Below are 13,780 nucleotides of genomic sequence, written 5' to 3' on the forward strand. Positions count from 1 at the left end.
GCGCCGATGCTCGGGTGGATGGCGGCGCTCGCCCTCCTGGCGCTTCCCGGCGTACACGCGAGCGAGCGTTTCGCGGGCAAGGGCGAGATCGAACTTGCCTTCGCTCCGAGCGACGACACCGAGAAGGTGGTGATCAACCTGATCCGCGGCGCGCGCAAGAGCCTGGAGGTGCACGCCTACGCCTTCACCAGCCGCAACATCGCCGACGCGATGGTGGCGGCGCAGCGGCGCGGGGTGCGCGTCGAGGTGCTCGCCGACGCGCAGATGAATCGCCGCGAGAAGGGCAATGCGATCCCGCGCCTGCTCGCCGCCGACGTGCCGGTGGCCTTCGAGACGCGCTACAACGCCGCGCACAACAAGGTGCTGATCGTGGACGCCGAAGGCCCGCGCTGCGCGGTGCTGACCGGCTCCTACAACTTCACCTGGTCGGCCGACAACCGCAACGCCGAGAACATCCTCATCGTGCGCGACCACTGCGAGCTTGCCCGCGCCTACCGCGCCAACTGGCTGCGCCACCGCAAGGACGCGACCCGCGTCACCTCCCTGCCGTGGCGGGAGTAAGGTTCTCGTAGCAGCGACGCAGGTCGCGATGCGGGCACCGGAAGACCCCTCCCGCGGTATGGCGGGGTAACAAAGGCTGGACTGCATCCAATCCGGAACGGCCTTGCGTAGAATCGTCCTGCTGTTTTCTCTTGTGGACGTTTCCTCGCATGTACAACGGTCTCTTCGATCTCCCCTGGTGGGGCTACGTGCTGGTGGCGCTCGCGCTCACCCACGTCACCATCGTCTCCGTCACCGTCTTCCTGCATCGCCATCAGGCGCACCGCGCGCTCGAGCTGCATGCGCTGCCCAGCCATTTCTTCCGCTTCTGGCTATGGCTGACCACCGGCATGGTCACCAAGGAGTGGGCGGCGATCCACCGCAAGCACCACGCGAAGTGCGAGACTGCGGAGGACCCGCACAGCCCGCAGACGCGCGGCCTGCACAAGGTGCTGTGGGAGGGCGCGGAGCTCTACCGCGCCGAGGCGAAGAATGTCGAGACGCTGCAGCGCTACGGCCACGGCACTCCCGACGACTGGCTCGAACGCAAGGTCTACCGCCACTCCATCCTCGGCGTGGCCATCATGCTGGTCATCGACCTCGTCGCCTTCGGCCCGCTCGGGCTGACGATCTGGGCGGTACAGATGGCCTGGATCCCGTTCTGGGCGGCGGGGGTGGTCAATGGCGTGGGGCACTTCTGGGGCTACCGCAACTACGACTGCGACGACGCCTCGCGCAACCTCGTGCCCTGGGGCATCCTGATCGGCGGCGAGGAGCTGCACAACAACCACCACAGCTTCGCGACCTCCGCCAAGCTGTCGGCGAAGTGGTACGAGTTCGACATCGGCTGGATGTACATCCGCCTGCTCGAGCTGCTCGGCCTCGCCAAGGTCAAGAAGACGATCCCCCGGCCCAGGTTCGGCGAGGTCAAGCCGGTGCCCGACCTCGACACCCTGCAGGCGATCGTGACGCACCGCTACGACGTGATGACGCGCTACGTGCGTTCGCTGCGCGAGGTCTTCGTCGACGAGGCGCGCCGGCTGGGCGAGGTGCACGGGCTGGAGCTGAGCGCGCGTCGGCTGCGGCGCTGGGTGCTGGGTGGCGAGCTGCGCGGACTGGACGACACCCAGCGCAGGCGGCTGGAGCAGGCCGTCGAGGGCAGCCCGGCGCTGCGCACGGTGGCGGCGATGCGCGACGAGCTCGCTGCGTTGTGGTCGCGCTCGAACGCCAGCCGCGAGCAGCTGCTCGCGCAGCTGCAGGACTGGGTGGCGCGCGCCGAGCGCAGCGGCATCCGTCCGCTGCAGGAGTTTTCGCTGCGGCTACGCAGCTATGCGGCGTGAGCGAGGGGTGGGGCGTCAGGCGCGACTCAGTCGCGCAGGGCGTCGGCCCAGCAGTTGGGGGTCTCGTACAGGCGCACGCGCTCCAGCCTGAGGTGGTTGCCGTAGGTGTCGCGATAGGCCGGGTCGAGGATGCGGAAGGCCTCTGCGGCGAGGTTCTCGGCGGTGGGCACGACGTCGAGCACGACGGTCTTGTGGCCGGGGATCGCGGCCAGCAGTTCGAGCACCAGGTGGTCGCCCCGGTAGGCCAGGAAGGCGTGGTCCCAGGGGCCGACGACGTATTCGTTGGCGATGCGCTTGACGTCGGCGAAGTCCATCACCATGCCGTTGACCGGTACGCCGTCGGCCTTGATGATGTCGCCCGACAGCGTCACCTCCAGCGCGTAGCGGTGGCCGTGCAGATGCCGGCACTGGCTGGCGTGGTCCGGAATCCGGTGTCCGGCGTCGAATTCGAGGCGGCGGGTGATGCGCATGGCGGGTCTCTCTGGAAAGGCGCCGGAGTATAGCACCGGCGCGCCCGCGCCGACTCCGCGTATTTTCCGCAAGTGGTTGAACAAACGATGAATTCTTCCCAAGGACAGCCCCCCGGCACGCTCGCGACCCTGACGGTGGGCAAGCACGATCGCGACCTCGCCGGGCTGACCTACGTCTATCCGGTGCTGTCGCGCCGCGCCGGCGGGGTGTCGGTCGGCATCAACCTGAACCCGAACAACGCCTGCAACTGGCATTGCGCCTACTGTCAGGTGCCCGACCTGGTGCGCGGCAAGGCGCCGGAGATCGACCTCGCCCGGCTCGAGAGCGAGCTGCGCGGCTTCCTCGCCGACCTCATTCACGGCAGCTGGATGGAACGCCACGTGCCCGAGGGCGCGCGGGTGATCCGCGACATCGCCTTTTCCGGCAACGGCGAGGCGACCAGCGCCGAGGTCTTCCCCGAGGCGGTCGCGCTGGTGCTGCGGCTGCGCGACGAGTTCGGGCTGTCACCGCAGGCGGTGCCGGTGCGCCTGATCACCAACGGCAGCCTGCTCGCGCAGGCGCGCGTGCAGGAGGGCGTGCGCCGGCTGGGCGAGGCGGGCGGCGAAGTGTGGTTCAAGGTGGATGGCGGCAGCGTCGAGGCGATCGAGCGCATCAACGGGGTGCGGCTCGAGCCCGCGGCGGTGGCGCGCAACCTGACGCGCTGCGCCGAGCTGTGCCCGACCTGGGTGCAGACCTGCATGTTGCGCTGGGACGGCGCGCTGCCGTCGGACGCGGACATCGACGCCTGGCTGGCGGTGCTGGAAGCCGCCGGGACGGAGCGCCTGCGCGGCGTGCTGCTCTACGGTGTGGCGCGGCCGTCGATGCAGCCGGAGGCGCCGCGGATCGCGACGCTGGCGGCGGAAGAACTCGAGGCGATCGCCGAGCGCGCCCGAAAAAAAGGGCTGACGGTGCGCGTCAGCCCTTGATCGCGCGCGGCATGCGCTCAGCGCTCCTTGCGCTTGGCGCGTGCTTCCTTCTTGAGGGTCTTGTAGAGCTCGGGGTTGGTCGCCTTGAGGTACTCGGCAACCTCGACGTCGTCGCGCTTGACCTTGTTGATGTCGATCTGCTCGACATGGACCAGGCGCAGCAAGGCCTGCACCGGGCGGGGAATGTTGCGGCCGCTCTCGTAGCGCGAGCCACCGCTCTGGGTCACGCCGATCTTGGACCAGAACTGCGACTGGTTCAGGCCGAGCTTGCGGCGAATTTCGCGTACATCCAGCTTTTCATTTGCTTTCATGGAGATTTCCTCGAGTTTGTATCCGTTCGGGCCTTCCCGGACTCGATGCGGACAGGATTCTGCCTATGACTAAGGTCATAGAACGCATGCAGTACAGGTTAGTATTCTCTCTACATACAAAATAGATTTTAGCAAATTCAGCAAATAAGTAATAAAAAACACGTCCTGGAGATTTTGTTTCGATCGGGCGAGCAAAACTTCACGCCGCCGGATAGCATCGCGGACCTTATTCACCTGTAGTTTTGGATACGACGATGGCGCTGATAGTTCAGAAGTACGGTGGAACCTCGGTGGGGACCCCCGAACGCATGCGGAGCGTCGCCCGCAGGGTGGCGAACTTCCGGGCGCAGGGCCATCGCGTGGTCGTCGTCGTGTCGGCGATGAGCGGCGAGACCAACCGCCTGATCGCGCTCGCCCGCGCAGTCGCGCCAAGTCCCCGCACGCGCGAGCTCGACGTCGTCGTATCCACCGGGGAGCAGGTCAGCATCGGCTTGCTGTGCATGGCGCTCGACGACCTCGGCGTCCCGGCACGCAGCTACACTGGCGCGCAGGTAAGGATTCTCACCGACTCGACGCACACCCGGGCGCGCATCCTCGACATCGACGCGGCGCCGATCCGCAAGGACCTCGACGCGGGCGGGGTGGTGGTGGTCGCCGGCTTCCAGGGCGTGGACGCACACGGCAACATCACAACCCTCGGCCGTGGCGGCTCGGATACCACTGCCGTGGCGTTGGCCGCCGCGCTCGAGGCGGACGAATGCCAGATCTACACCGACGTGGACGGCGTTTACACCGCCGATCCGCGCATCGTCCCCGAGGCGCGCAAGCTCGATGCCGTCCGCTTCGAGGAGATGCTGGAGCTCGCCAGCCTGGGCTCGAAGGTGCTGCAGATCCGCGCGGTCGAGTTCGCCGCCAAGTACAAGGTCAAGCTGCGGGTTCTCTCCAGTTTCGAGGAAGACCCGGGAGAGGGCACGTTCATCACCGTCGAGGAAAGCAGCAACATGGAAAGACCGGTCATCTCCGGCATCGCCTTCGTGCGCGACGAGGCCAAGCTCACCCTCACCGGCGTGCCCGACCGGCCGGGTATCGCCTACCAGATCCTCGGTCCGATCGCCGATGCCGACATCGACGTGGACATGATCATCCAGAACGCCCCCCGCGACGGCTCGACCGACCTCTCCTTCACCGTCGCGCGCGCCGATCTTGCGCGTGCCGTGAAGGTGCTCGAAGGCGTGCAGGCCCACGTCGGCGCGCGCTCGATCGAGAGCGACGACACCATGTGCAAGGTCTCGGTGGTGGGGGTCGGCATGCGCTCGCACCCCGGCGTCGCCGCGAAGATGTTCCGCACCCTGGCCGAGGAGGGCATCAACATCCAGATGATCACGACCTCCGAGATCCGCATCTCGGTGGCGATCGAGGAGAAGCACCTCGAGCGCGCGGTGCGCGCCCTGCACAAGGCCTATGGCCTGGATGTGGCCGCTGAATAGATGCGTTCGATCAACGTTTGACCGGCAGGCGCGAACTCGCTATGATCGCGCCTTCCTGATGGAGACGTGGCCGAGAGGTCGAAGGCACTCCCCTGCTAAGGGAGCATGCGGGCTAAAACTCGCATCGAGGGTTCGAATCCCTCCGTCTCCGCCAGAGCACTCAAGCCCCTGATCCATAAAGGGGCTTTTTTGCGTCCACAGTGCGCAGAGCGGATGCGCCCGAAGCATCCCGCGGCGGCCTGTGCCGGACTTCCAACTTCCCGCCCGGTGACCCCCATGCGACACGACCTGAAGGTGCCCTTCGCCGAAAAGGACCAGGCGAAAAAGCTCGGTGCGCGCTGGGACGCTGCGCGCAAGTGCTGGTACATCGACGGCGGCCTCGATCCGGCCGTGTTCGCGAGGTGGCAGCCGATGCCGCACGACGCGGCTGCGGCGGCGTCGAGGCGAGGCGCGCCTGCCGGTTTCGAGGGCAAGGTGCAGGTCGGCAGCCGCTTCGTCGCGTTGCCGCGGGTGTGCGACTGCCTGCCCTGGGATGATTGCGACGTCTGCCGCCTGCAGGCGTGGCCGCAATAGACGGGGGGTGCAGGCATGGAAGCGGTGGCGGTGATCGACTTCGAGACCACGGGGCTGTCGCCTGCGCAGGGCGACCGCGCGACCGAGATCGCCGCGGTGATCGTGCGGGACGGCCGGGTGGTGGATCGCTACCAGAGCCTGATGAACGCGGGCGTGCGCATCCCGGCCCATATCGAATCCCTGACCGGGATCTCCAACGCGATGATCCGCAGCGCCCCGACTGCGGCGCAGGTGATGCGCGAGGTCGCGGACTTCATCGGCGGCATCCCCATGGTCGCCCATAACGCCGCATTCGATGCGAAGTTCTGGGATGCCGAGCTCGCTCGCATCGAGCGCGCGCGCAAGCAGGACTTCGTGTGTTCGCTGCTGCTGTCGCGCCGCCTGTTTCCGCTTGCCCCCAGCCACAGGCTCGGCGCACTGGTGGAGTACGCCAGGCTGCCGGTCGCCGGCCGCTTCCACCGTGCGCTCGCCGACGCCGAGATGGCGGCCAGCCTGCTGCTGCGCCTGGAAGAGGAGCTGCGCCAGCGCCACCGGGTCGCGCAGGTGTCGGTGGAGCTGCTGTGTCGCATCCAGCGCGCCTCGAAGGCGCAACTGCCCAAGTGCCTGGCGGCTGCACGTGAAGGGTGAGCGAACAGGCACGGGTGAGCGGCCGGGCGCGGGGCTCGCCCGCTCCCATCGGTGTCCGCATCCGCCGCGCTGTGTCCGCGCAGCTCAGGCCGCGGCGGGGGTGCGGCAGCCGATCAGATTCATCGCGAGCATGCTCAGGACCACCCTGTCGTGCTGGTTGAGCACCTCGATCTTCGAGCGCACCAGGCCACGGTCGGGCTTGGAGGCCGAACGCCGCGCCTCCACGATGGTGACCCGCGTGCTCAGCACGTCGTCCGGACGCACCGGCTCGAGCCAGCGCAGCTCGTCGATGCCGGGCGAGGCCAGGCTGGCGTTGTGGGTGAGGTAATGCTCCGAGTACATCCGCATCATCATCCCGCAGGTCATCCAGCCGCTGGCGATCAGACCGCCGAACTGCGTATCCGCGGCCTTCGCGGGGTCGGTGTGGAAATCCTGCGGGTCGTAGCGGTGCGCGAACTCGATGATCTCCTGCGCGGTGACGCGCATCTCGCCGAAGCGATGCACCGCGCCGGGGACGTAGTCCTCGAAAATAGCGGTCGTCGATCGGGGTGGAGAAGGTGCTGGCGGGGGGCGTGGTGTCCTTGGAGTTCATGGTGCCGTGCTCGTGTGATGGATCGGGGCGATGTTAGCCCGAAGCACGGCGAGGGCGGGCGATCGTCGTGGCCGGTGCCTGCGAGATCGTGCCGCGCGAGCGCTCGCAGTCGGGCCGCGCGGGACGCATAATCGCGACCTTTCCGTTTGTGCGCGCCGAGTGCATCCCGTTCCGCGAGCGACCCCATGACCCAGCCTCCCCGCGCCTGCGGCATCGACTTCGGCACTTCCAACTCCACCGTCGGCTGGCTGCGCCCCGACGCGCCCATCCTCGTCCCGCTCGAGGACGGCCGCGCGACGCTGCCGTCGGCGGTGTTCTTCAACGCCGACGAGGATTCGATCCAGTTCGGCCGTGCGGCGCTCGCCGAATACCTCGAGGGCTACGAAGGGCGGCTGATGCGCGCGCTGAAGAGCCTGCTCGGCACCAGCCTGATCGACGGGCAGACCGAGGTGAATGGCCGCGCGCTCGGCTTCCGCGAGCTGCTCGCGAGCTTCATCGGCGAACTCAAGGCACGCGCCGAGCGTGCGACGGGGCGCACCTTCGACCATGCGGTGTTCGGCCGCCCGGTGCACTTCGTCGATGAGGACGAGACCGCCGACCGCAAGGCCCAGGACACGCTCGAGGCCATCGCGCGCCAGGTGGGCTTTCGCGAGATCGGCTTCCAGTTCGAGCCGATCGGCGCCGCGCTGCACTACGAGCGCACCCTGAGCCGCGAGGAGCTGGTGCTGATCGCCGACATCGGCGGTGGCACGGCCGACTTCTCCATCGTCCGCCTGTCGCCGCAGCGCGCCCGCGCCGTCGAGCGCCGCGAGGATCTGCTCGGCAACGCGGGCATCCACATCGGCGGCACCGATTTCGACCGCGTCCTGAGCCTGGACTGCGTGATGCCGGTGCTCGGCTACCGCAGCCGCCTGCGCAATGGGGCCACGATGCCGGCGAGCGTGTATTTCCAGCTCGCCGCCTGGCACACGATCAATTTCGCCTACACCCGTCAGGTCTGGGCCGACCTGCAGCAGGTCTACCGCGATGCGCTCGCGCGTACCGAGCTCGATCGCCTGTGCCGGCTGATCAACCTGCGCGAGGGGCATTGGCTCGCGATGCAGGTCGAGGAGGCCAAGATCGCGCTGTCCGCGGCGGAGCGCACGCAGGTGGTGCTCGACCGCATCGAGCCCGGGCTGGTGCTCGAGCTTTCGCGCGCGGCCTTTACCGCGGCGACGCAGGGGCTGGTCGAGCGCGTCGGCGGCTGCGTGGCCGGCCTGCTCGCGGCTTCCGGTGTCGACCGGGAGCGCATCGACACGCTCTATTTCACCGGCGGTGCGAGCGGCGTGCCGCAGCTGCGCGCGCGCATCGCGGCCGAGCTGCCGCGGGCGCGATGCGTCGAGGGCGACCTGTACGGCAGCATCGGCGCCGGCCTCGCGGTCGAGGCGGCGCGGCGCTATGGCTGAAGCGGCCCCTCGCCACGCCGGCTGGCGAGGATCAGCAGGTTGCGCGGCGTTAGCGCGCGCTCGCAGAAGGTGCCGATCCTCGCCGTGAAGCCGCGCGCCTCGAAGCCGAGCACGAGGTCGAGCGCGAGCCACACCTCGAGCGCGCGCCGGAAGGCATGACGCACCAGCTCCAGGCGGCGCACCTCGTCGCGCCGGCGCTCGCCGACGGCCTCCCATTCCGCCCAGTCCAGCGCAGGCGGCAGGCGCAGGCCCTCGCGCTCGGCGAGGCGGCGGCAGAAGTCCTCGAAGCTGCCGTTCAGCCAGGCTGGTGGCACCGGGCGGAAGTGGGGCACGGGGCCGCCCTCGGCGGTCTGGCGCAGCGCGATGAAGCCGAGCTTCCAGGCCTGGTCGCGGGCGAGGCGGCGGCGGTCGTGGCGCGGCGCGGTCACGGTCTCGGTCACCGCCAGGCGCAGGGTTGCGGCATCGAGCTCGAGGCTGGCGTCGCGTCCGAGTGCCCGATAGCCGCCGTTGGCGCCGCGGTGGTAGCAGCACGGGGCGATGGCGTAGGCGGCCGCGTCGTCGCGGTCGGCGCTGCGTACCAGGCTGCGATGCAGCTCCCCGCAGGCGTGCAGCGCGAGCACCGCATGGCCGTGCAGGTGAGGGCGGGAGGCGGGATCGAGCGCGTCCGCGCACACCACGCGCTGCGGCAAGCGGCTGCGCTCGGCGAGCCGCTCCGCATCCGCGCACAGGGCCGGGTCGATCTCCAGCGAACGCACCGGCACGCCATCGGCGAGCGCCAGGCGGCGGCCGAGGTGGCCCTTGCCTGCACACCACTCGAGCAGTGGCAGGCCGGTGGCGGGCAGACGCGCGGCAAAAGCTTCGATCTGCGCTCGCTTGCGTCCGGGCACGCCGGCATCGAAGCGGCGGTCGGGCTCGGGCAGCGCGCGCGCCGGCAGGGCCGGCAGCGCGCACAATTCGACGCTGCGCAGGAGCGCGGGCAGGTGGGGGGCGAGCCAGCGCAGGGCCTCGTCCGGCTCCTGCACCAGCTGCTCGAGCGTGGCCTCGTCGAGTGCACGCAGCTCGGCGGCGAGTGCCGGCCGCTCGAAGCACCAGGGCGGGAGGCCGGCCTGGAAGGCGGGCGGACGCCACAGCGCGTCGTGGCTGGCGAGCAGGGCCTGCAGTTCGAGGAAGCGTTCGCGGTGGTTCATCGTGGGAGGAAAGGCGCGCCCGATACGCGCGCCGGTGGGCGGAAGGCGGTGGCGGCGGCAGGCATCCGACCCACGGGGTCGCCGCGGGGGCGGGGGCCGCGAACCTTCGATCCACCGCCCAGCCCACCGCCTTCCGGACCACGCTAGAACGGCATTACCAGCTTGAGCACCGCCTTGTCGCCGCCGAAGCGGTTCTCGCGCTCGAACTCGTGCTGCCATTGCGCGATCAGCATCGTACCGCCTTTGGTCGAGTAGGTCAGGCTGGGACCGGCCGCGAGCACCTCGCCCCGGCGTCCGCGCGACCACACCCCCGGGATGGCGGGGATGACCGTGCCGTCGACCTTGTCGTCCGTGGTCTGCTTGAGGTAGTAGCCCGACAGGCCCACGCCCCAGGGGCCGAAGCGGCGCCCGACGAGGTAGTCCATGTGGAAGTCGTCGCCGGAGTCGTATTTCTGCTTCGCCGCGCCGGGGCTTGCGCGGAAGTCGTCGTTGCCGCCCTTGATGTTGTACATCAGCTTGGCCGAGACCTCCCAGCCGCTCTGCGACAGCCAGGTGAAGGCGAAGATCGGTTCGAGGCTCCAGTAGTTGGCCCCGATGCTCGTACGCGGATCGCCCGACTTGTAGCGCCCGGTCGGCAGGTTGATGTCCAGCCCCACCGTCCAGTGCCAGTCGCCCTGGTGCCAGGCGACGATGAAGGGGTCGATGGTGAGGTCGCCCAGCCCGCTCGCCGAGGCGCTGCCGCCGCCGAGGTTCAGGCGCTGGTGCACCACGGGCAGGATCACGTGGCCCGCCCAGTCCCCGCCCAGCACCTTGATGCCGCTCACCTTGACGAAGCGGAAGGCGTTGAACCAGGCGCTCGCGGAGGTGCCGGCGACGCGCTTGCCCTCGCCGTTGTAGAGGTCGCCGCCGTAATGGCCGAAGTAGTTGATGAAGTAGTTGCCCGGCGGCGGCACCGCGCCGGCGAACCAGGTCTCGATTCCGTTCGGATACTGGTCGCCGCCTTCCTTGGCGCCGGCCGTGCCCGCGGCGAGCGCGCCGAGCGCGACGAGGACCGCGTTGCGAAGCTGCTTGTTCATGAAGTCTCCTCCCTGTGTTTTTCTGTCAATGCGATGCGATGCGATGCAGGCCGCGGCCTCGGGTTGCGGCCCCGGAGCCGCGGGCGCCTCAGAACGGGTAGTGGCGCGGGCTCGTCTGCAGGGTGATCCAGCGCAGCTCGGTGAAGGCTTCGATCCCGGCCTGGCCGCCGAAGCGTCCCCAGCCCGAATCCTTCACGCCGCCGAAGGGCATCTGCGCTTCGTCGTGCACCGTGGGCCCGTTGATGTGGCAGATGCCCGACTGGATGCGCCCGGCCACCTGCCAGGCGCGCGCGAGGTCGCGCCCGAACACTGCGGCGGCGAGGCCGAAGGGGTTGTCGTTGGCGCAGGCGATGGCGGCCTCGGTGCCCTGGACGCGCACGATCGCCTTCACCGGGGCGAAGGTCTCCTCGTGGTAGATGCGCATCTGCGCGCTGACGTGGTCGAGCAGCGTGGCGGGCATCAGCGTGCTGTCGGCCTTGCCGCCGCACACCAGCGTCGCCCCCTTGGCGAGCGCATCGTCGATCAGCGCGTTGCAGCGCTCGACCGTGCGCTGGTCGACCACCGAGCCGAGCACCACCGGGCCCTTGCGCGGGTCGCCCAGGGGCAGGGCGCGGGCGCGCGCCGCCAGGCGGGCGACGAAGTCGTCGGCCACCGCCGCATCGACGACGATGCGCTCGGTGGACATGCAGATCTGGCCCGAGTTGGCGAAGGCGCCGAAGGTGGCCGCCGCCACCGCGGCGTCGAGGTCGGCGTCGTCGAGCACGACGAAAGGCGCCTTGCCGCCGAGCTCGAGCACCGCCGGCTTGAGGTACCGGGCGCAGGTCTGCGCGATCAGGCGGCCGACGTGGGTCGAGCCGGTGAAGTTCACCCGGCGCAGCGCCGGGTGCGCGACCATGGCCTCGACCACCGCGCCGGCGTCGGCCGGGGCGTTGGTGACGAAGTTCACCACGCCCGCCGGCAGCCCGGCGTCCTGCAGCGCCTCGATGATCAGGCCGTGGGTGGCCGGGCACAGCTCCGAGCCCTTGAGCACCACGGTGTTGCCGCAGGCGAGCGGGGTGGCGATCGCGCGCACGCCCAGGATCACCGGGGCGTTCCAGGGCGCGATGCCGAGCACCACGCCAGCGGGCTGGCGCACCGCCATCGCCACCGAGCCGGGCACGTCCGAGGGCAGGATGCTGCCCTCGATGCGGGTGGTCAGCGCCGCCGCCTCGAGCAGCATGCCGGCCGCCAGGTGCACGTTGAAGCCGGCCCAGATCGCCGAGGCGCCGGTCTCGGCGGCCATCGCCGCGGTAAAGGCCTCGGCGCGCGCCTCGAGCGCGTGCGCCGCCTTCATCAGCAGCGCGCGGCGCTCGCCGGGGCCGGTGGCGGCCCACGCGGGGAAGGCCGCGGCGGCGGCCTCGACCGCGGCCACCGCGTCCGCAGCGGTGGCCGCGGGAGCGCGCGTGGCGACGCCGTGGTCGAGCGGGTTGCGGCGTTCGAAGCTGGCGCCGTCCGTGGCGCGGCGACGTTCGCCGCCGATCAGCAGGTGGATCTCGTTCATCCTTGGTTTCCTCTGCGCAAGGGCGGCCGCAGCGCACGCGTGGCACGTGCGCACGGCCGCCGGTGGGGGATCAGATGCTGATGCCGCAGCGTCCCGGGGCGATGATGTTGTTGGGGTCGAGGGCGCGCTTGAGGCGGCGCTCGACGTCGCGCTTGACCGGTCCGTAGGTGGCGGCGACCTTCTCGGCGAAGGCGGTATTGGCGCGATACACGCCGTAGCCCTCGCGGGCGAAGGCCTGCAGCAGCTCGTCGAAGCAGGCGTGGGCCTTCTTCATCTGCTCGGCATCGCTGCGATCGTAGAGCAGGTCGATGACGTGGTGCATGTCGCGCCAACCGACGATGAACTCGCCCACGTAGTCGAAGCCGTACTTGGCGAGGATGCCCTTGGCCAGCTGCATCTGCTTGAGCGTCTCGCTGCCCTTGGCCTGCGACACCGGCGCGAACCACATCGAGCCGCCGCCCCCGCGCCAGTTGTAGAGGTCGAATTCGCCGAGGTTGGGCTTGCCCTTCATGAGGTCGAAGCGGTACTGGGTGGCGCGCCCGCCCTGTTCGGTCGAGTCGGTGATCAGCGTGCCGCCGGTGGCCGCGGCCACCTGCTCGATGATCTTCCAGTTCGCCGCGTTGGTCTCCGGCGTGCCGTAGAGCGCGGCATACACGTTCCAGGCGCCGAGGTTGTGGTCCTTGCGGATCTTCTGCACCGCCTCGTCGCTGATCGCGCCCGGGCCCGGGTGGTAGTCGGCGCGATTGACCTTGGTGCAGGGCGCCTCCCACAGCGTGTGGGCGATCACCACCGCGTTGGGGATCACCATCGCGATGCGCAGCGGGCGCAGCGCGTCGACGATCTTGGTGATGTCGGTGTCTTCCGGGTACTGGATCAGGAAGGGACGGTAGTCGGGCGGCGCCGGCATCAGCCACATGCCCATCTTGGTGACGATGCCGTAGTTCGACTGGGTGAAGATGCCGTCCAGCGTCGGGCCGTAGCCCCACTTGAAGACCTGCCAGGTGTTCGAGCCTGGCATCGAGCCCATGCCGGTGCGCAGCACCTCGCCGTCGGCGAGCACCACCTCCATGCCCGACGAGAACAGGAAGTGCTCGCCGTAGGGCGTGTAGCCCACGCCGCGGTCGACCATGTTGCCGAGCGGGCCGGCGATCACGGAAGGGGCGGGGCAGGAGAACCACAGCGGCAGCTTCTTCTCCTGCAGGTAGTCGTAGAGCTGCTGGTAGGTCACGCCGGGCTCGACGAGCGCGGTGCACAGCTCGGCATCGACGTCGAGGATGCGGTTCATGCGGCGCAGGTCCATGACCAGCTGGCCGCGCTCGACCGGGGCGGCCGAGCCGTAGCCCAGGTTCTTGCCGGTGGAGATCGGATACACCGGGATGCGGTGCTGGTTGAGCACCTTCAGGATGGCCTGGATCTGCTCGACGCTGTCGGGCATCACCGCGGCGGACGGGGCGTGCTGCTCGTCGGGCACGGCCATCATGATCTTGTTGTAGGGGGCGAGGGCGGTGTCCTCGGCCACGACGTATTCGGCGCCGACGATCGCGCGGATCTGGGCGAGGGCCTGTTCGAAGTCGTTCGCACTGACGCCCTTGGGCAGCACGTTGCGCGGGGTGGTGGTCATGGTTT

General features: G+C 69.4%; 14 protein-coding genes and 1 tRNA gene. 8 read left to right on the forward strand and 7 right to left on the reverse strand.

All coding sequences use genetic code 11. The features are described 5' to 3' along the window. The first annotated feature begins 6 nt into the window (after positions 1–6). Together TMZ1T_RS09045 and TMZ1T_RS09050 are read left to right on the forward strand one after the other, a co-directional pair. The gene (locus TMZ1T_RS09045) at positions 7–561 is read left to right on the forward strand and encodes a phospholipase D family nuclease (protein ID WP_004316714.1); all 555 of its coding nucleotides are present in this window, start codon (positions 7–9) and stop codon (positions 559–561) included. 149 nt (positions 562–710) lie between these two features. Then, a complete protein-coding gene (locus TMZ1T_RS09050) occupies positions 711–1,880 on the forward strand; it encodes a DesA family fatty acid desaturase (RefSeq protein ID WP_012585205.1) in 1,170 nt (389 codons plus the stop codon). 26 nt (positions 1,881–1,906) lie between these two features. Here the strand turns inward: TMZ1T_RS09050 and queD are convergent, their stop codons facing one another. Beyond that, on the reverse strand, positions 1,907–2,350 hold the full coding sequence (gene queD / locus TMZ1T_RS09055; protein ID WP_004316710.1) for a 6-carboxytetrahydropterin synthase QueD: 444 nt from the start codon (positions 2,348–2,350) through the stop codon (positions 1,907–1,909). 87 nt (positions 2,351–2,437) lie between these two features. Between queD and TMZ1T_RS09060 the strand changes: the two genes are divergently transcribed. Beyond that, positions 2,438–3,316 carry a radical SAM protein gene (locus TMZ1T_RS09060; protein WP_012585206.1) on the forward strand — a complete coding sequence of 293 codons (879 nt, stop codon included), beginning with the start codon at positions 2,438–2,440 and terminating at the stop codon, positions 3,314–3,316. A 17-nt stretch (positions 3,317–3,333) separates the two neighbouring features. Here the strand turns inward: TMZ1T_RS09060 and TMZ1T_RS09065 are convergent, their stop codons facing one another. Beyond that, on the reverse strand, positions 3,334–3,627 hold the full coding sequence (locus TMZ1T_RS09065) for a helix-turn-helix domain-containing protein (RefSeq protein WP_004316704.1): 294 nt from the start codon (positions 3,625–3,627) through the stop codon (positions 3,334–3,336). A gap of 254 nt (positions 3,628–3,881) precedes the next feature. On the opposite strand from TMZ1T_RS09065, the gene TMZ1T_RS09070 reads away from it, so the two are divergent. From TMZ1T_RS09070 to TMZ1T_RS09085, 4 genes are all read left to right on the forward strand, one after another. Continuing rightward, entirely contained in the window at positions 3,882–5,114 is a 1,233-nt protein-coding gene (locus TMZ1T_RS09070) for an aspartate kinase (protein ID WP_012585207.1), read from the forward strand. Between the two features lie 60 nt (positions 5,115–5,174). Continuing rightward, positions 5,175–5,268: transfer RNA gene (locus TMZ1T_RS09075), tRNA-Ser, on the forward strand. 122 nt (positions 5,269–5,390) lie between these two features. Beyond that, on the forward strand, positions 5,391–5,687 hold the full coding sequence (locus TMZ1T_RS09080) for a DUF5710 domain-containing protein (protein ID WP_012585208.1): 297 nt from the start codon (positions 5,391–5,393) through the stop codon (positions 5,685–5,687). 15 nt (positions 5,688–5,702) lie between these two features. Beyond that, positions 5,703–6,314: a 3'-5' exonuclease gene (locus TMZ1T_RS09085; protein ID WP_004316696.1), complete on the forward strand. Its 612-nt coding sequence runs from the start codon at positions 5,703–5,705 to the stop codon at positions 6,312–6,314. An 84-nt stretch (positions 6,315–6,398) separates the two neighbouring features. Here the strand turns inward: TMZ1T_RS09085 and TMZ1T_RS09090 are convergent, their stop codons facing one another. Next, entirely contained in the window at positions 6,399–6,818 is a 420-nt protein-coding gene (locus TMZ1T_RS09090) for a MaoC family dehydratase (protein ID WP_261789188.1), read from the reverse strand. Between the two features lie 273 nt (positions 6,819–7,091). Between TMZ1T_RS09090 and TMZ1T_RS09095 the strand changes: the two genes are divergently transcribed. Further along, positions 7,092–8,351: an Hsp70 family protein gene (locus TMZ1T_RS09095; RefSeq protein WP_004316694.1), complete on the forward strand. Its 1,260-nt coding sequence runs from the start codon at positions 7,092–7,094 to the stop codon at positions 8,349–8,351. Here the strand turns inward: TMZ1T_RS09095 and TMZ1T_RS09100 are convergent. From TMZ1T_RS09100 to TMZ1T_RS09115, 4 genes are all read right to left on the reverse strand, one after another. Further along, positions 8,342–9,538: a methyltransferase gene (locus TMZ1T_RS09100; protein ID WP_012585210.1), complete on the reverse strand. Its 1,197-nt coding sequence runs from the start codon at positions 9,536–9,538 to the stop codon at positions 8,342–8,344. The two genes, TMZ1T_RS09095 and TMZ1T_RS09100, sit on opposite strands and share 10 nt — an antisense overlap. 143 nt (positions 9,539–9,681) lie before the next feature. Further along, a complete protein-coding gene (locus TMZ1T_RS09105; RefSeq protein ID WP_012585211.1) occupies positions 9,682–10,614 on the reverse strand; it encodes a SphA family protein in 933 nt (310 codons plus the stop codon). 88 nt (positions 10,615–10,702) lie between these two features. Beyond that, the gene (locus TMZ1T_RS09110) at positions 10,703–12,154 is read right to left on the reverse strand and encodes an aldehyde dehydrogenase family protein (RefSeq protein ID WP_012585212.1); all 1,452 of its coding nucleotides are present in this window, start codon (positions 12,152–12,154) and stop codon (positions 10,703–10,705) included. A 70-nt stretch (positions 12,155–12,224) separates the two neighbouring features. Beyond that, entirely contained in the window at positions 12,225–13,775 is a 1,551-nt protein-coding gene (locus tag TMZ1T_RS09115) for an FAD-binding oxidoreductase (RefSeq protein ID WP_012585213.1), read from the reverse strand. Positions 13,776–13,780 lie beyond the last annotated feature (5 nt).

Source organism: Thauera aminoaromatica (assembly GCF_000021765.1).
Taxonomy (GTDB): domain Bacteria; phylum Pseudomonadota; class Gammaproteobacteria; order Burkholderiales; family Rhodocyclaceae; genus Thauera; species Thauera aminoaromatica.